Origin of the sequence: Streptomyces sp. WMMC500 (assembly GCF_027497195.1) — a bacterium.
GTDB lineage: Bacteria > Actinomycetota > Actinomycetes > Streptomycetales > Streptomycetaceae > Streptomyces.
In genome coordinates this window covers 6,951,432-6,967,789 of the sequence record NZ_CP114905.1, presented here as the reverse complement: position 1 = coordinate 6,967,789, position 16,358 = coordinate 6,951,432, and the positions used below count along the sequence as shown (strand labels likewise).

16 protein-coding genes and 1 pseudogene are annotated in these 16,358 nt (G+C 71.3%); 8 read left to right on the top strand and 9 right to left on the bottom strand.

Annotated elements, in window-relative coordinates; translation table 11 throughout:
* Nucleotides 1-49: 49 nt before the first annotated feature.
* Together O7599_RS30020 and O7599_RS30015 are read left to right on the top strand one after the other, a co-directional pair.
* Complete coding sequence (locus O7599_RS30020; protein ID WP_281618736.1) at nt 50-865, top strand: helix-turn-helix transcriptional regulator; 816 nt, start codon at nt 50-52, stop codon at nt 863-865.
* A complete protein-coding gene (locus tag O7599_RS30015; protein WP_281618735.1) occupies nt 862-1,107 on the top strand; it encodes a DUF397 domain-containing protein in 246 nt (81 codons plus the stop codon). The genes O7599_RS30020 and O7599_RS30015 overlap by 4 nt, the downstream gene beginning before the upstream one ends.
* A gap of 151 nt (nt 1,108-1,258) precedes the next feature.
* Here O7599_RS30015 and O7599_RS30010 read toward each other — a convergent pair whose 3' ends face one another.
* The 5 genes and pseudogenes from O7599_RS30010 to O7599_RS29990 all read right to left on the bottom strand — a co-directional run bounded on the left by O7599_RS30010 (nt 1,259) and on the right by O7599_RS29990 (nt 6,522).
* A complete protein-coding gene (locus O7599_RS30010; protein ID WP_281618734.1) occupies nt 1,259-2,692 on the bottom strand; it encodes an FG-GAP-like repeat-containing protein in 1,434 nt (477 codons plus the stop codon).
* Between the two features lie 291 nt (nt 2,693-2,983).
* A complete protein-coding gene (locus O7599_RS30005) occupies nt 2,984-3,187 on the bottom strand; it encodes a hypothetical protein (RefSeq protein WP_281618733.1) in 204 nt (67 codons plus the stop codon).
* A 394-nt stretch (nt 3,188-3,581) separates the two neighbouring features.
* Nucleotides 3,582-4,578, bottom strand: a pseudogene (locus tag O7599_RS30000) (IS481 family transposase).
* Nucleotides 4,579-4,685: 107 nt separating this feature from the next.
* A complete protein-coding gene (locus O7599_RS29995; protein ID WP_281618732.1) occupies nt 4,686-5,300 on the bottom strand; it encodes a zinc-binding dehydrogenase in 615 nt (204 codons plus the stop codon).
* 37 nt (nt 5,301-5,337) lie between these two features.
* Nucleotides 5,338-6,522, bottom strand: coding sequence for an MFS transporter (locus O7599_RS29990; protein ID WP_281618731.1), 1,185 nt, complete (start codon nt 6,520-6,522; stop codon nt 5,338-5,340).
* Between the two features lie 80 nt (nt 6,523-6,602).
* Between O7599_RS29990 and O7599_RS29985 the strand changes: the two genes are divergently transcribed.
* A complete protein-coding gene (locus O7599_RS29985; protein ID WP_281618730.1) occupies nt 6,603-7,016 on the top strand; it encodes a MerR family transcriptional regulator in 414 nt (137 codons plus the stop codon).
* 289 nt (nt 7,017-7,305) lie between these two features.
* Nucleotides 7,306-7,686, top strand: a complete 381-nt coding sequence (locus tag O7599_RS29980; RefSeq protein ID WP_281618729.1) for an MmpS family transport accessory protein — start codon at nt 7,306-7,308, stop codon at nt 7,684-7,686.
* Nucleotides 7,687-7,704: 18 nt separating this feature from the next.
* On the opposite strand, the gene O7599_RS29975 is transcribed toward O7599_RS29980, so the two are convergent.
* On the bottom strand, nt 7,705-8,847 hold the full coding sequence (locus O7599_RS29975; protein WP_281618728.1) for a glycosyltransferase: 1,143 nt from the start codon (nt 8,845-8,847) through the stop codon (nt 7,705-7,707).
* 140 nt (nt 8,848-8,987) lie between these two features.
* Between O7599_RS29975 and O7599_RS29970 the strand changes: the two genes are divergently transcribed.
* Nucleotides 8,988-10,634 (top strand): hypothetical protein, encoded by a 1,647-nt coding sequence (locus tag O7599_RS29970; RefSeq protein WP_281618727.1) that lies wholly within the window; start codon nt 8,988-8,990, stop codon nt 10,632-10,634.
* Between the two features lie 93 nt (nt 10,635-10,727).
* On the top strand, nt 10,728-11,699 hold the full coding sequence (locus tag O7599_RS29965; RefSeq protein ID WP_281623575.1) for a small ribosomal subunit Rsm22 family protein: 972 nt from the start codon (nt 10,728-10,730) through the stop codon (nt 11,697-11,699).
* A gap of 129 nt (nt 11,700-11,828) precedes the next feature.
* Here the strand turns inward: O7599_RS29965 and ddaH are convergent, their stop codons facing one another.
* Nucleotides 11,829-12,647 carry a dimethylargininase gene (gene ddaH / locus O7599_RS29960; protein ID WP_348652574.1) on the bottom strand — a complete coding sequence of 273 codons (819 nt, stop codon included), beginning with the start codon at nt 12,645-12,647 and terminating at the stop codon, nt 11,829-11,831.
* A gap of 456 nt (nt 12,648-13,103) precedes the next feature.
* Here ddaH and O7599_RS29955 point away from each other — a divergent pair, with 456 nt between their 5' ends.
* Entirely contained in the window at nt 13,104-13,844 is a 741-nt protein-coding gene (locus O7599_RS29955) for a bifunctional DNA primase/polymerase (RefSeq protein WP_281618726.1), read from the top strand.
* An 87-nt stretch (nt 13,845-13,931) separates the two neighbouring features.
* Here the strand turns inward: O7599_RS29955 and O7599_RS29950 are convergent, their stop codons facing one another.
* Entirely contained in the window at nt 13,932-14,912 is a 981-nt protein-coding gene (locus tag O7599_RS29950; RefSeq protein WP_281618725.1) for a hypothetical protein, read from the bottom strand.
* A 179-nt stretch (nt 14,913-15,091) separates the two neighbouring features.
* Here O7599_RS29950 and O7599_RS29945 point away from each other — a divergent pair, with 179 nt between their 5' ends.
* Nucleotides 15,092-15,820: a CDP-alcohol phosphatidyltransferase family protein gene (locus tag O7599_RS29945; protein WP_281618724.1), complete on the top strand. Its 729-nt coding sequence runs from the start codon at nt 15,092-15,094 to the stop codon at nt 15,818-15,820.
* Here O7599_RS29945 and O7599_RS29940 read toward each other — a convergent pair.
* Nucleotides 15,780-16,283 carry an adenylyltransferase/cytidyltransferase family protein gene (locus tag O7599_RS29940; protein WP_281618723.1) on the bottom strand — a complete coding sequence of 168 codons (504 nt, stop codon included), beginning with the start codon at nt 16,281-16,283 and terminating at the stop codon, nt 15,780-15,782. The genes O7599_RS29945 and O7599_RS29940 overlap by 41 nt on opposite strands.
* Nucleotides 16,284-16,358: the final 75 nt, after the last annotated feature.

The following is a 16,358-nucleotide window of genomic DNA, read 5'->3' as shown; positions in this document are numbered from 1 at the left end:
ACTCTGACTCGCTACTGTGAGTCGAGGGACCACAGGTGAGGTGAACGCGGTGACGACGCTTGAGAACTCCCAGCCGCCGGGGCAGTGGCGGTACTGCGGCAACCAGATCAAGCGGTGGCGGCAGCGGGCGGGGATCAGCCGGGAGGAGTTGGCCGATGAGGCGGGGTACGGCCTCGACTACGTGAAGATGATGGAGCAGGGCCGCCGCCGGCCGACGCCGCGGGCGCTGCAGGTGGCGGATGAGATGTGCGATGCGCAGGGGCTGTTGGTGGCGGCGCTGGGGTACCTGCAGCCGGAGAAGTTCGCGTCGTACTCGCACGAGTACATGGTGTACGAGGCCGAGGCGGTGGCCCTGAGCTGGTACGAGTCGCGGTACCTGCCCGGCCTGTTGCAGACAGAGGAGTACATCCGCGCAGTACTGGCGTCAAACCTGCCGCCACTGGACGCGGAGACGCTCGAAGAACGGGTCAAGGCCCGCCTGGAGCGGCAGGCGTTGCTGGAGATCGAGTCCCGCTCGTTCAGCTTCGTCATCGAGGAGGCAGTGCTGCGCCGCCGCTTCAGCGATGAGGAGGCGTACAAACGGCAGTTGCACCGACTACTGGAAGCCGCGGAGCGACGCAACGTCACCCTGCAAGTGATGCCGTCCGACCGTGGCCTCCACGCCGGCCTCCGTGGCTCGTTCGTACTCCTGGAGACACCAGAGCACGAGCATCTCGCCTACGAGGAAAGCCATACCTCCGGACTGCTCTACGCTGATCCGGAGAAGGTCAGTATCGTGATGCGACGGCACGACATGGTCACCCGCGAGGCTCTGTGCCCGGGGGACTCCCTACGGTTCATCACGCGGCTCCTGGAGGAGCGATGAAGGACAGGCTCGACTGGTTCAAGTCCAGCTACAGCGACAGTGAAGGCGGCGCCTGCGTCGAAGTCGCCGTCGCCTGGCGCAAGTCCACCCACAGCGACAACGAAGGCGGCGAGTGCGTCGAGGTAGCCCCCGTCCCCGGCGCCGTCCACGTCCGCGACTCCAAGGACCCCGAGGGCCCCCACCTCTGCTTCACCCCCGAAGCCTGGACCACCTTCCTCACCCACACCCCCACCCACCCCTGACCCCCGCCGGAACCACGAAGCGCGGGTCCCGATGTCGTCAGCTAGTTTCTGACGGGGGTGTGCCGCGCTGCATGACTATCGTGGTGATCAGGCGGATGGTCCGGGCAGTGATCTGATCCTCGGCCCGGACCATCCTGTGTCCGGACTGTCCTCACCCGGCGGGGGGAAGCGGCTGAGGCGTTATCGGTGGGTGCCCTTGAAGACTGCTCCCGAGGTGCGGCTGACCCTCGGTCGACAGCAGGTAGGACGTCGGGGTCAGGTTGCGGGCTCCGGTGACCGTAATGACGCTGTCTGTGCCGAGGAGCGTGGTGAGTGCGCCGCTGTCGTTGTCTTCGCCGAGCGCCGCGATGGTCAGGTCCTTCCTGTCGTCGCCGTTGATGTCACTGAGCAGCAACTGTGAGCCGAAGCCGTCGCCGGGCTCGTCCTCACCGGGGACGCCGTCGGTGCCTTGGTGGAAGACTTGGCGGTTGGTGGTCGTGAGCCCGATGGAACCGCCGTACATGACTGTCACATGCCCGGAATCGGCGACGGTGTCGTCGTCGCTATCCTCGTTGGGATCGCCAATGGCAAGGTCGTCGTAGCCGTCGCCGTTGATGTCGCCCGCGGCAAGTCCGGCGCCATAGCGGTCGTAGAGGTCGGCGTCACCAGGTGTGCCGAAGGCGGCTTGCGTGTGCGTGTAGATGAGGTTCCAGTCCGGTGTCCAGGTGCGGTCTGTCTCGGAATAAGGGCGCCCCGGAAGGTAGGTGTATTCGCCACCCTGTCCGCCCTCATGGCCCACGATGATGTCCTCGTAACCATCGTTGTCGAAGTCCCCGAGGACTGAGGAGTAGCCACCTCTGTAGCCGACTTCGATGGGCGTCGACTTGAGGCCCAACGTGCTCGCGTCACCTCCGCTCTCATAGAGCAGATAGTGGTTGAACAGCAAGTCGTCCGCTCCGTCGCCGTTGGCGTCACCGGCAGTCAGGGCGACGACCTCACCGCCCCAGGTATTGAGGTTGCCCAGCGGATAGGTACCCCTGGCAACACCGGACTTGGTGATACCACCCTCGTACAGCCAGGCTTGCGCCGAAGTGTTGCCGACAGCCAGGTCGCTTTTGCTGTCGCCGTTGAAGTCACCAGCGGCCAGAGTCCGCCCGTGTGCGTCCTGGTCAGTGCTGGTGGGATCGGTGAGCATGGTGCTGCCTGAGAGACCGATCGGCGAGCCCCACAGGATCTGAACGGTGCCGGTGTCCTGAGCCACCCCAACGTCCTCGCCCGGGGTGCCGACGGCGAGATCGTCATAGCCGTCGTTGTTGAAGTCGGCGATGGCCACGGAAAATCCGAAGTGGTCGTCGGCCTGTGCCACTCCGTCAACACGATGGGTGTTTTGGCTGATCGTGACACGGTCGGCTTGGACGGCGCCCGCACCGCTGACGGAACCGTAGGCAACGGTGACGGCCCCTGCCTCGACCACGCCGTCGACCGTGGCATTGGGGGCGGAGGCGGCGAGATCGGTGTAGCCGTCGCCGTTGAAGTCCCCGTCGCGGCCGGATACTGAGGCAGGTTCGCCGGTCACCGCTGAGGCACTGCCCCCGAAGGTGATCACCAGCAGGCCACCTGCCAGCGCTGCGAGAACACGAGTTGTGGCCGTACGGCGGTGGCTCCTGGGCGAGCGGCGTCTTCCCGGTCTGGATGGCACTGTCATGCAAGGTCTCCTTGTGCGAACTCGGATCTCATACGGGCATGTGATCGGTGGGCATCGCGGCACCATGTGCCGGCCGCTGACAGTCCGGGCGGTGCACGCGGGCTGCCCCGTCCGGGCGGCAGCGGTGGTGTCCGGTGTGACGGTTGCCGGACCCGTGTTGCACGCAAGTGCGGCTGCGGGGTAGGCGTAGTTCTACCGTCCGACATCCGCCAGAACCGCGCCTCGGGCGTGCGCCGACCAAGCAGCTTCTTCACCGGCTTCGCCGCCGGCAAAGCCTTCGTCGTCATCGTCTGCGGTGAACCAGCCGGTGACCGCGTTCACCGTCCCGCCCAGCCCGGGAGTGGAACCCGCCGCAAAAGCCGGCTGCGGCAGCAACGCCTCCAAAAGCGTCGCCATAACCACCGACGAAACTAACCGCGCCAGCCGAGCCCGCATCCCACGCCCCCCACAACACATTCCACGCGCACCAAGACACGCGGAAAACGGCATGCAGAACAACCGGACGGGCTTGTGCCCGGCCAGCACAGCGCACACAACACGTGGGGGGCAACGCGATCCTCAACGGACCGCAATGCACCTGTCAACCACACACCGATACACAACGAAACTCTGACAAAATCTCCTCAAGCAGCAACGCACCGTAGCGCCCAGCACACCCAACGACACCCATAACCGCCCTGGTCAACCCACCAGAACACCCCACCCACCGCCCACGCACCCACCGCACGCCGACGTTCAGCCACAGATGGCTAATTCCCGCCAAGTGGGAGACGTGACATCCGCTCCACCCCTAGATGTAGGAGGCCAGGACGTTCGTTACGCCTTCGCATAGTCTCCGGGCTGGTGGTTGATCTCCTGCTCCGCTGTGGGATCGGTGGTAGTTGTCATGGATGTTCCAGATGCCGAGAGCCTCACGGCGCTGGTCTTCGGGCAGCCGGGTTCGGGCGTAGAGGAATCTTCGGCGATGATCCGGTTATAGCGCTCCACTTTGCCGTTGTGGCGAGGCGTGTAGGGGTTATGCGCTGGTGACGTGTGCCGAACAGGGCCCGGGAGAACACGCTGGAGCGGTAGCAGGCGCCGTTGTCTGTGACGATGCGTTCGATCCGGGTGATGCCATGGGCTTCGAACCAGGCTCTGGCTCGATGCAGGAACGCGATGGCGGTGGCGGCCTTCTCGTCGGGCAAGGCTTCGGTGTAGGCGAGCCGGCTGAATCCGTCGACGGCGGAGTGAAGGTAGACGTAGCCGCCGCGTTCCCTCTTATTCTTGCGACGCTCGACGGCCTTAGCCTGGCGGCTGCCGCGTCCCCGGGCCCGCCAGCCACCGCCGTCCGGCATCCGGCCGACCTTCTTGACGTCGATGTGGACCATATGGCCAGGCCAGCGGGCGGTGATCTTCCGTGGCTCCCGGTTCGTGTCCCCGGGGGGTCGATGAACCTGCGGCGGTGCAGCCCCAGCGCGAGCAGATGACGCGACACCGTGCGGCGACTGATCGAGATGCCCTCGGTCTGAAGCTCGAAGGCGATCCGCGTCGCCGACCACTTCGCGGACCGGCGCAGCACATCGATCCCGGCGACTCCATCGGCGTTGGTGGCGGTCGGCTGGCGTCGTGGTGTTGAGGAACGGTCCAGCAGACCGAGTTCGCCGTGCTGGCAAGCGGTTCACCCACTTCGATGCGCAGGCGCGGGAGATGCCCATCTCGGAAGCGCCGTGAGTGATCGGGCGGCTCTCGCATCGTTCGATGAGGCGACGGCGCCCTTCGACAGATAGTGGTGCGTTGGCGTGTGGCAAGAGGATTCTTCCGTCAGTGAATGGTTGGGGCAGGGCCAGCAGATGCCCCTGCCCGTTGAGCTGCGTACGAGTGGCGGCGTATCCACAGCCGCCGGGCGGGATGAGCATCAGAAGGTGATGAGGACCTTGCCGATCAGGCCGCCGGCCTCGAAGCGCTCGTAGGCAGAGCGGATGTCGTCGAGCGGGTAGCACTCAGCGACGCGCAGGCGCAGCTCGTGAGTGTCGATGAGCTTGGCGAGGTGGGCGAGTTGGACGGCCAGACCGCCGACCGCCCCGGCGGCGCCGATGACCAGGATGCGCTCGCCGGCCACCGTTCTTGCGCTGCGCAGCGCCTGCAGGGCGGTCGTCCCTGTCAGAGGCAGGGACGCAGAATCGGCCAGCGCGATGCTGCTCGGCGCGGGGGCGAGCAGGTGGCCGGGCAGGGTGACCAGGTCGGACCAGGTGCCGCGGCCGGTGGCGATCTGCGCGGACATCGCAATCACCGGGGCGCCCCCCTCTTGGGCGGTGTCGTTGGCGGCGACGACGCGGCCGGCCAGGTCCCGGCCGAGGGTGGCCGGCAGCCGCGGTCCGACCTGCCAGGCGCGGGTCTTCCAGTCCACCGGGTTGAGGCTGCTGGCCGCCGCGCGGATGATGACCTCGCCCGGGGCGAGGGCGGGTTCCGCTATTTCGCGGACGATCAGGGCGTCGGGGCCGCCGTGGCGGTCGATCTGGACCGCACGCATGATCAAAGGGGTCCTTCCAAAGTTGAGGATGTGGTGATCAAGCAGCGGTGGGAACCGCCGGGTTGTCCGGGTGCTCGCCGGTCCGTGTGCGGGGCAGGACCAGGTAGGTCAGGGCCAGGCCGAGCAGGCTCAGCGCCGCCCCGGCCAGGCCGGTGAAGCGCAGCGCCCCGGCGGCCACGATGAGCCCGCCCAGGGCGGAGCCGGCGGCGACGCCGAGATTGAACGCGCCGACGTTGACGGCGGTGGCCAGGTTCGGGGCGGCCCCGGCGTGGCGCATGATCAGCCCCTGCAGCGGGGCGATCGTGGCGGTGGCGAGGAGCCCCAGGACCAGGACGGCAAGCACCGCGGTGGGCTGCCATGCGACGGCGAGCGGGATCGCGGCGAGCACGCCGGTCAGCCCGCCGAACACCCCGCGCACGGTCTGGGACATGGCCTTGTCGGTGAGCCTGCCGGCGATCAGGTTGCCCAGGAAGCTGCCGGCGCCGTAGGCGAGCAGCAGGGCGGACACGGCGGTCGGGGAGAAGTCCGCGACGCGGGTGAGCAGCGGTGTGATGTAGGTGTAGACGACGGCGACGCCGGAGAAGCCGACCGCGGTGGTGGCGACCGCCAGCAGCACCGGCTTTTGCAGCATCACCCCGATCTCGTCCCGCGGGCGGGTGGCCGGCGCCTGCTGCCTGGGCAGCACCGGCGCCAGCAGCGCGATGGCGACCAGGGTGAGCGCGGTGAGCACCCAGAACGGGGCGCGCCACCCGGCAGCATGCCCCAGCAGCGACCCCAGCGGTACCCCGAGCAACGTGGCCACGGTGAAGCCGGACGCCACGGTGGCGATGGCGGAGCCGGTCTTGTCCTCGTCCACCAGACCGGTGGCCATCACCAACGCCAGCGCCAGGAATGCGGCGTGGCTGAGCGAGGAGACCACCCGCCCGGCCAGCAGCACCGTGAACGTCGGCGCCAGGGCGCTCACCGCGCTGCCCGCGGCGAACAGCAGCATCAGCCCGATCGCCAGACCTTTACGGGGCAGGCGTGCGGTCAGCATGGTCACCACCGGTCCGCCGATCACCACGCCGAGCGCGTACGCGGTCACCGCCTGCCCGGCGGTGCCCTGCGACACCTCCAGATCCGCACCGACCTCGGGCAGCAGGCCCGCGACCAGGTATTCCGACGTACCGACAACGAAGACGCTCGCGCACAAGGCGGCGAGCCTGGCAAAGGTCTTGTCCATACCCCGGACGCTAAAGTCTCACATGGATGTTAGAGTCAAGTAGCACTGCCCAGCCTCAAGGCACCCGCGAGGAGGATCACGTGCGGATCGGTGAGCTGTCCCGCAGGACCGGCGTCCACGAACGGCTGCTGCGCTACTACGAAGAGCAGCACCTGCTCTCCCCCGAGCGACGGCCCAGCGGCTACCGCGAATACCGCGAGGACGACGTCACGACCGTGCGCCGCATCCGCAGCCTCCTCGCCGCCGGCCTCTCCACCGCCACCATCGCGACGATCCTGCCCTGCCTGCGCGAGGAGGAGGAGCGCCTGGTGCCCACCTGCGCCAACCTCCTCGCCGACCTGCTCTCCGAACGCAAACGGATCTCCCAGGCCATCACCGATCTGCAGACCTCCCGTTCCGCGCTCGACGACGTCATCGCCGCTGCACCCACAGACGTCGCCGAACGCGCCGCCATCGCCGCAACGACTCACGCCACACCCACGACGAGGGCGTGACGCCTGCGTACAGAGCTCCCGCCTATGGGCAGGAGCATTGGTGGCTAACCGCCGTCAACAACATGCTGGCCAGCAACACCTAGACCGGGCCCGCAAACCCCCAACCCGGCGGAACTCATCGCCGAGGCAGAAAGGAACCAGAGAACCCCACAACCCTCGCCTCACCAATGACATTCGGACCCGACGCCCGCTACGCTCTCCATCGATTCCCCAGGCCACAGAATGGGAATCCCACCCACACCCACCCCGACACCGCCGAACCTTCACCCTCGCTCTCGCGCTCTCGGCCATGGCCGCGGTCGGACTCCTCGCCTACGGCGTGGCTCACGGCGACGACCCCGCGCCCCCCGAACGCCACGTGCCCACCGCCCCGGTCACCTACGCGGTCGAAGGCAGCGGCAAGGCCCATCTCACCTACCTCGGGAACGGCGAGAAGGGCACCGCCACCGTCCTGCCCAACGCCGAGCTGCCCTGGACGGCTTCCGTCGACGTGCCGCTGAGCGAGGAGGCGACCCTCACCGTCGTCCTCCCCGCCGACGGCACGAGCGCCACCTGCACCCTCACCGTCGCCGGCGAACACCGCCAACGCGCCACCGCCACCGGCCCCCACGGCCGAGCCACCTGCGCCGCCGAACTGCCCCGGCCGGCACATGAGGGAGCGCGGAAGTGAACCGCGCGCCCGGGCGGCTCAGCGGCGCACCTCGTCGTAGACGCCCAGCAGGGTGTCCACCACGCCGTCGATCGCGAAGCGATCGTTGATGAGCCGCCAGGCGGCCCGCGACGCCTCCTCGTTGGCGGCAGGGTCCAGCAGTTCCAGCACGGCCTGGCCGACCAGCGGGCCGTTGTCCGCGCCGGCGCGGCTGTCGAGAACGCGGCCCGCGCCGGCCTCCGCCACGTCGGGGCCGAGGCCGCAGGTGCGGGTGATCACGACGGGGACGCCGACCGACATGGCCTCCAGTACGGAGACGGGGAACGGCTCGACGACCGACGGCAGCACGTAGACGTCGGCGGCACGGTGCTGCGCCAGCACCTCGTCGGGGGTGAGGGAGCCGACGTACGACACCGAGTCCGCCACCCGCAGGTCGGCGGCGAGCCGCATCATCGGCTCGGCGAGCGCGCCGGTGTCCGGTCCGGCGAGGACGAAGCGGGCGTCCGGGTACTTCGCCAGCACCACGGGGATCGCCCGGATGAAGTCCTCCGGCCGCTTGCGCTCCTGCACCCGCGCGACGTAGACGACGGTGGGCGGCCCCTCGGTCCGCGCGGGCCTGCGCTCCTGCGGCAGCACGCCGTTGACGAGGCGGCGCGGCCGGGTGAGGGCCGTGTCCGGGATGACGGCCTGGATCTCGCCGTGCTCGAACTCCGTCAGATACAGCGTCGCGTCCGCCCTGCGCAGCGCGCGGCGCAGCCCGAGCACGTCGACGGCGCGGGCCACCGGCTTCTCGGTGGGGTCGATCATGCCGTGCGTCTGCAGCACCACCGGCACCCCGGCCTGCTGCGCGATGAGGGCGAACGGCAGGGTGATGAGGTCCCGCATGAGGTGGACGTGGACGACGTCCGCGGAGCGGACCAGGCGGCGGGCGCGGGCCAGCAGCGCCGGCGAGGTGATGCCGCTGACCTCGAACCGCGGCAGGACGTGCTTGGCCTGGTACATCCACGTGGGCACGCCGTCGATGTCGCGGGGCAGCGGGCCGTCGAAGCCGTCGCCGAGGGTGGCGATGCGCGAGTCGACGCCCCGGGCCCGCAGCCCCTTGGACAGGTTGAGCGCGACCCGCGTCGGCCCGCCGAAGTCGTTCGTGGGCGTGTGCAACGTGACGACATGCAGAATTCGCAAGACGGTCCCCTCCCCGGCACCCCCCGGTACCGTACGTACGTTCCCGGAGCCTACCCGGCGCACAACCCCGCGCCTCCTTAGACTGTCTTGGGTTGCAAGACGGTTGTACGGGGCGATACGGGGCGGGGGCAGTTCGGGCGATGGCGGACCAACCGGGCGGGCGGCGGCCCGGCGAGGGTGAGGGCGAAGGCGACGCCCGCGCGCCGCTCGACGAGACCGTCCAGATCCGGATGGCGCCGCTGGCCGCGAAGGCCGCGCGCCGCGCGCGGGCCGCGGCGGGCACGAGCCCCGGCGCGGGTACCGGCACCGATACCCGTACCGGCGCCCCGGCCCGCCGCCCGTTCACGCCGTTCGTCATCCCGAAGAGCCCCGCCCCGCGCGCTGTGCTCTCCCGCGCGCTGGCCGTCCCGCTCGTCGTCCTGCTCGTCTTCGTGCTGCCGCTGGCGGTCGCCGGCCGCTCCCAGCCCGACGTCCGCGACGCGGTGTTCTGGCTCCAGCTCGCCACCACCTGCTACGCGGGCGCCCGGCTGTCCGCGATGATCCTCACCACCCGGCGGCGGCTCATCCAGGGCACGGTCTGGCTCTTCTGCTACGTCGCGATGGGGCTGGCGCCGCTGGCGCAGATCGTGCTGGAGCAGACGCCGACGCCCGCCGTCGGCACCCGGGGCGACTTCACGAGGGCGGTGGCCCTGGTCCTCGCCGGCTTCGTCGCCTTCGACGTCGGCGCGCTGCTGTCGCGGCACGCCTCGGCGGCGCGGGTGAGCCGGCCGCGCCCGGTGGCGTCGGTCAACAAGCGCCGCCTGTACCTGCTGGTGATCGTCGCGTACGCGGGCAGCGCCCTGCTCATCGCCTCCTTCGGCGGCCCGGCGCCGTTCTTCGGCAGCCGCCAGGCGATCAGCGACGAGCTGACCGGCGGCGGCACGTCCGGCTCGCAGGTCGGCTCGGCGTTCCTGCGCGGCTTCGGGACGGTGCCCGCGCTGCTGGCGCTGCTGATGATGACGCGCTGGCTGGTGATGTCGCGGCGGGCCAGGCGGCAGCCGGCCGTGGTGCTGCCGTGGGCGGGTCTCGTCCTGATCAACGTGATCGTCAACAACCCGATCTCCAACCCGCGGTACTGGTTCCTCACCGTCGCCTTCGCGCTGCTGTTCACCGCGTTCCCGCGCAGCCCCGTGGTCTACCGGGCGGCGCTCGCGGGGGGCGTGGCGATGGCGGTGCTGCTGTTCCCGTTCGCGGACAAGTTCCGCTACGACGAGAGCGCGCGGAGGCAGACGCAGTCGGGCTCGGTGCTGGAGCCGCTGGTGGTGAAGGACTACGACCAGACGGTGATGTTCGCGAACACCATCTCGTACGCGGACGCCGGTGCGGGTCACACGTACGGCAAGCAACTGGCGTCGTCTGCGTTCTTCTTCGTGCCCCGCTCGGTGTGGGACGGCAAGCAGCGCGACTCCGGCGTCAAGGTGGGCACGTGGATGGGGATGACGAACGTCAACCTCTCCTCGCCGCTGTGGACGGAGCTGTGGCTCGACTTCGGGCCGCTGGGCATGGCGGGCGGGATGCTGCTGGTGGGGTACGGGGCGGCGCGTACGGACCGGAGGTTCGCGGAGTCCGGGCACATGTCGCGGGACCCGGGGAACGTGATGGCGACGGTGGTCCCGCTGATCGCCGGGTACTCCTTCATCCTGCTGCGCGGGCCGCTGCTGCAGGCCACCGGGCGGATCGGGATCGCGGTGCTCTGTCTGGCGCTGGTGTCGACGTTCCGGCCGGACGCGCACAAGCGGCTGCGCTGAGCGGCCGGCCCGCAGGCGCGGCGCTACGGCGGCGCGGGCCGTAGGCTCGGGGCCGTGAATGCCGAGGATGATCTCCGCGCCGGGCTCGGGCGGCTGCTCGACGGGGCGGGCGCGCGGCGCACCGCCGCGGCGGTGGAGCGGCTCGTCGCCGGGTACCGGGGCGGCGGCCCCGCCCCCGCGCTGCGGGACCGGGACGACGTGGCGGCGTACGCCGCGTACCGTATGCCCGCCACGTTCCGGGCCGTGCGGGCCGCCCTGGGCGCGCTGGCCGGCGCCGCGCCCGGCTGGGAGCCGGACGGCCACCTCGACGTGGGCGGCGGGACCGGCGCCGCGGTGTGGGCGGCGGCGGCCGTCTGGCCGGACCGGGCGCGCCCGACCGTCGTCCTCGACCACGCGGAACCGGCCCTGGCGCTCGGCCGCGAGCTGGCGGCCGGCGCCGCGGCCCCGGCGGTACGCGGCGCCGAGTGGCGCCGCCACCCGCTCGGTGCCGCCCCGGCGGACCCAGGACCTGGCAGGGCCGGGCTCGTGACCGTGTCGTACGTGCTCGGGGAGCTGTCCGGCGACGTCCGGCGCGTGGTCGTCGCGGAGGCGGCGCGCGGCGCGGGCGGCGGCGTCGTGGTCGTGGAACCCGGGACGCCCGAGGGGTACCGCCGGGTGCTCGAGGCCCGGCGGCAGCTCGTCGACGCCGGGTTCACCGTGCTCGCGCCCTGCCCGCACAGCGCGGCGTGTCCCATGGAGGGGACCGCGGACTGGTGCCACTTCGCCGCCCGGGTGCAGCGCTCGGCGCTGCACCGCCGGGTCAAGGGCGGGGAGCTCGGGCACGAGGACGAGAAGTTCGCGTACGTGGCGGCGGTACGCTCCGCCGCCGCTTCCCCAGGCCCGGGCCCGGCCCCGGCGCGCGTCGTACGGCATCCGCAGCTCCGCAAGGGGCAGGTGCTGCTGGAGCTGTGCACGGCGGACGAGGGGCTGGCCCGTACGACGGTGTCCAAGCGGCAGGGCCCCCGCTACCGCGCCGCCCGCGACGTGCGGTGGGGCGACGCGTGGCCGCCGGCGCCGGGGGACTGACCGCGCGGACGCCCCGCACCGCGTCGGCCTGCGGCTTCCGGCCGGGGCGGCCGGGGCGGCACGACGGCACCGCGCCCCGCCCCGGTCGTCCCCGAAGCCGGCCGGATGCCGTCGTCCCGCGCCGTACCCCTACGCGCGCAGCTCCAGCGTGCAGCACTTCACGCTGCCACCCCCCTTGAGCAGCTCCGTCAGATCCATCGGGACCGGCTCGAAGCCCCGCGCCCGCAGCGGCGCGACCAGCCCGGCCGCCGCCTGCGGGAACAGCACGTGCCGGCCGTCGCTGACGGCGTTCAGGCCCAGCGCGAGCGCGTCCTCCTCGCCCGCCAGGAGGGCGTCGGGGAAGAGCCGGGCGAGGACGTCGCGGCTGCCCGGCGAGAAGGCGGCCGGGTAGTACATGACGTCGGCGTCGGTGGAGTCGTCCAGGACGCACAGCGCGGTGTCGAGGTGGTAGAAGCGCGGGTCGACCAGGTCGAGGCCGACGACCGGGCGGCCCAGGTACTCCTGCGCCTCGGCGTGTGACTCCGGGCTGCTGCGGAAGCCCCGGCCGGCCAGGATCCAGGAGCGGGTGACGGCGAAGTCGCCCTCGCCCTCGTTGACGAACTCCGGCAGGTGGTAGTCGGCGAAGCCGTGCGCGCGGAACCAGCGGCGCTGGGCGGCGGCCTCGCCGCTGCGCTGCGGGTACGCGAAGCGCGCGCCCAGCACGCGGCCGTCGACGACGAGCGCGCCGTTGGCGGCGAAGACCATGTCCGGCAGGGCGGGGTCGGGTTCCAGCAGCTCGACGGTGTGGCCGAGGGAGCGCTGACGGGCGACCAGGTCCTCCCACTGCGCGAGCGCGAGCTGGAGGTCGACGGGTTTGGCGGGGTCCATCCACGGGTTGATGGAGTACGTGACGGCGAAGTGTGCCGGTGGGCACATCAGGTACCGGCGCGCCGAGGCTGTGCGCAACAACGAGGGCTCCTCACTGCTGACGTCCAAGCGCCGGCCCGCGGATCGCGCGCGCCGACGCACGTAACCGAATGGTGCCCGGTGAACGGCCGCGTGCGCAGTAGTGCGGCACGGGTGGCCGGGGTCGTTCCGGGGGCACGGGAGCGCGTGCGAGGGGCGGGGGCCGCCAAAGGCGCATTTAGCGCGATACGCACAGGTGAGCGGCGGTAACGTTTTCATCGCTACGGTCCCGGGCGCGCGGCGCCGCCGTGGCGTCCGATCGGCCGCATCCGCGCAGGTCCGGGCGTACGGGCCGGGCCGGGGCCGGCGGCGGGGCCGGATCCCGGCGCCTCGGTACCGCAGGGCGGTCGGCGGTCGGGATGCCATACCGTGGCACAGTATCGGCCTACAGGCACCCGCTCCGGTGGCAGCATGAGGACAGGGTCCCTGGAGGGACGACGGGCCGAGGTGAGGGGACGCATGGCACGGGTACGCAGGCTTCCGCAGTGGCTTCCCGGCACCCGGCGCGGCCGGACGCGCGGCGGTGCCGCCGCGGCGGAGCGCCTGGAGGCGGCCGCCGCGGAGCGCAGGGAACTGCTGCTCGCCGCCGCCGACGCGGGCCTGCCGCTGGCGCCCGCCGCGTACCCGGAGGGCTACGGCTGTTCCTGTGACCGTATCGGCTGTCCCACCCCCGGCCGCCATCCCGTCTCCTTCGCCTGGCAGACGCAGGCCAGCGCCGACGCGCAGCGCGTCGAGCGGTGGCTCGCCGCCCAGCCGGAGGCCAATTTCGTCACCGCCACGGGCCGCAGCCACGACGTGCTCGACGTGCCGCTGGAGGCGGGCACGCGGGCGCTGGCGCGGCTGGAGGCGGAGGGGGTCGCGGTCGGTCCCGTGGCGGTCAGTCCGGAGGCGCCGGGTCCCGGGCGGATGCTGTTCTTCACCTCCACGCGCGGTACGCCGGACGACGAGGACGAGTGGTGGCCGTGCGAGCTGGACTGCCGGCCGGAGACCATGGACGAGCACCCGGGGCTGCGCTGGCACTGCCGCGGCAGCTACGTGCTGGTGCCGCCGGCGCGGCTGCCGGGGGACGAGGGTGTGACGTGGCTGCGCGGGCCCGAGCATCCGCTGCCGGACCCGCTGACGCTGCTGGAGGCGCTGACGGACGCGTGCGCCGTCTACGCGGGCGCGGAGCGGGAGCGCGAGGCGGCGTGGCCGCGCTGACCTGAGTCCGCGCGCCGGGCCGGAGTCGCACGCGGGGGGCGTACGCCCCGGGCCGACCGCCCGTACGCGTACGCGGGACCGCGTCGCTCAGCTCCCCCCGGCGCCCACCAGCCCTTCCAGGCGGTTGTAGAAGACGATCCCGTCGCCCTTGTCGTCGCGCGGCGGCACCACCACCGCCTGCTGCGAGACCCGCTCCATCGTCAGTGACTTCTCCGGCGTGCCCTTCATCAGGGGCTCGGCCGCCGACGGCACCTCGACCTCGCGGCCTTCCGCCACCGTCTGCTTGACGAAGTGCCGGCTGGAGAACAGCACCAGCGCGCCGCCGTCGGCCAGCCGCAGGCCGACCGGCGGGTACTCGGGGGTGGCCTCGTCTACGTACTGCGTGACGTACTCGGGCGTGCGCCGGTACTGATCGCGCGCGCCGACCCGCTCGGAGGTGTGCTGCCCCGGCGCGAAGTCGTCGCCGGCGCCGTCCTTCAGATACGCCGCGTACGTCTTGCCCAACTGCCCCGGCGCGACGGTCAGTCCGGCGGACGCGCCGAGCGGCACGCGGCGGACGTGGCCGTCCCCGTCCTCGGCGAACTCGCCGATCTCGGTGATCTCGCTCTCGTCGAGCAGCGACAGGTGGGTCGCGTGCCAGCGCGCCTCCGGCCCCTCCTTCACGAAGACCAGGAGCCAGCGCAGCTCGTTGCGGTTGGTGAGGGTGTCGGCGACGAACCAGCGCGGCCAGCCGCGCTGCTGGGGGATCAGGTACCGGGTGTCGCTGAACTCCAGCGGCTGGTAGTCGGGGTTGCCCTCCGGGTAGTCCGCCTTGCGCACCCGCAGCCCCGCCTGGTCGATCTCGCGGAGCCCGCCCGCCTCGATACGGGAGTTGACGTCGAGGTCGTACTCCTCGTTGGCCTTGTTGTTCAGCTCCCCGAACCGGTCGAGGATGCGGCCCGCCTCGTCCTCGTGCACGGCCGGCTGGAGCACCTCCTCGCCGTGGACCGTGACGCAGCCCGTGAGCGTCAGCAGCGCCGCCAGCATCGGCACCGCGGCGACGGTCACCCGGAAGCGGCGTATCGGCATGATCTTTTTCTCCGACTCCTGCGCGGGGCCTGGGAACGGCGTCACCTTACCGGTTCCGGGGCGGGGTATCGGAGCGGGACCGGATACGCCGCGGCGGGGGGCCGGGCGCGCAGTGATTCGGCTCTCATTCGCCTCCGGAGGGCCGAAGCCCTTCCCCGGGACGGGTCCGAGCGATCATCATGCTGCGCATGACATTCGGGGCGGCACTGAGCGAGTTGCGCAAAGCTCAGAAAACGTCGAAGGGCGTCTCGCTCTACTCGCGCTACGTCAACCGGCCGCTGGGGCGGGTGTGCGCGGCCGGCGCGTACGTCCTGGGGCTGCGGCCGAACCATGTGACGCTGCTCAGCGCGGCGTTCACCGGCGGCGGGATCGCCGCCGTCGCGCTGGTGCGCCCCGGCTGGGCGCTGGCCGTCGCGGTGTACGCGCTGCTCGTCGTCGGCTTCGCCCTCGACTCCGCCGACGGCCAGTTGGCGCGGCTGCGCCGGGAGTCGAGCGCGGCCGGCGAGTGGCTGGACCACGTCGTCGACTGCGCGAAGGTCACCGCGGTGCACGCCGCCGTCCTCGTCTCGTTCTACCGCTTCTTCGACCTCTCCTCGGACGCCTGGCTGCTGCTGCCGCTCGGCTTCCAGCTCGCCGCTGTGCTGATCTTCTGCGGCGGGCTGCTGGCCGACAAGCTGAAGCCGAAGCCCGCCCCCGGGAGCCCGGCGCCCGCGCCCGCCGCGCCGCCGTCGCGGCTGCGGGCGGTGGCGCTGCTGCCCGTGGACTACGGCGTCTTCTGCGTGGTGTTCCTGCTGCTGGGCAGCGAAGGCGCGTTCCTCGCCGGGTACACGGCGCTGGCCGTGGCGGCGGCGCTGTTCCTGATCGCCTTTATGGCGAAATGGTTCCGGGAGCTGTCTGCGGCGAGCTGACCGGCGCGTCGCCGCGTGAGCCGCGGGGGGCGTGGGGGCCGCGGTCGGCCAAGGTGTCGAGCGCGCGGCGCAGTTGCGTGCTCGACGTGTGCACGGTGTACGGGAAGTAGACCACTTCCACGCCCACCGTCCTGAAGTCGGCCTCCAGCTTCTCCCCCTTGGGCGTGCCCCGCCAGTCGTCGCCCTTGAAGATCACGTCGAACCGGACCTGCTGCCAGGTCTCCAGCTTGTCGGGCACGGTCTCGACGAACGCGGCGTCCACGTGCCGGATGCTGCGGACGATCTCCAGCCGCTCGACGAGCGGCACGACCGGGGCACGGCCCTTCGCCAACCGCGCCATCTCGTCGGAGACCACGCCCGCGACGAGATAGTCGCAGCGGCTCCGGGCGTGCCGGAGGATGTTCAGGTGTCCGACGTGAAAGAGGTCGTAGACCCCCGGTGCATAGCCGACCGTGTGCGCCACGGCACCCCCCAATATTCCCCCTGATAGTGGCGCAACCCCCGGCGCGCCAGGAGTGTCAACCATAACGGGCAGGTG

What these genes read in the sequence shown, in the direction of transcription:
- O7599_RS30015 (WP_281618735.1), top strand. Translation starts at nt 862, where the DNA reads ATGAAGGACAGGCTCGACTGGTTCAAGTCCAGCTACAGCGACAGTGAA.
- O7599_RS29955 (WP_281618726.1), top strand. Translation starts at nt 13,104, where the DNA reads ATGGCACGGGTACGCAGGCTTCCGCAGTGGCTTCCCGGCACCCGGCGC.
- O7599_RS29995 (WP_281618732.1), bottom strand. Translation starts at nt 5,300, where the DNA reads ATGCGTGCGGTCCAGATCGACCGCCACGGCGGCCCCGACGCCCTGATC.
- O7599_RS29980 (WP_281618729.1), top strand. Translation starts at nt 7,306, where the DNA reads ATGGCCGCGGTCGGACTCCTCGCCTACGGCGTGGCTCACGGCGACGAC.
- O7599_RS29950 (WP_281618725.1), bottom strand. Translation starts at nt 14,912, where the DNA reads ATGCCGATACGCCGCTTCCGGGTGACCGTCGCCGCGGTGCCGATGCTG.
- O7599_RS30005 (WP_281618733.1), bottom strand. Translation starts at nt 3,187, where the DNA reads ATGGCGACGCTTTTGGAGGCGTTGCTGCCGCAGCCGGCTTTTGCGGCG.
- O7599_RS29970 (WP_281618727.1), top strand. Translation starts at nt 8,988, where the DNA reads ATGGCGGACCAACCGGGCGGGCGGCGGCCCGGCGAGGGTGAGGGCGAA.
- O7599_RS29945 (WP_281618724.1), top strand. Translation starts at nt 15,092, where the DNA reads ATGCTGCGCATGACATTCGGGGCGGCACTGAGCGAGTTGCGCAAAGCT.
- O7599_RS29990 (WP_281618731.1), bottom strand. Translation starts at nt 6,522, where the DNA reads ATGGACAAGACCTTTGCCAGGCTCGCCGCCTTGTGCGCGAGCGTCTTC.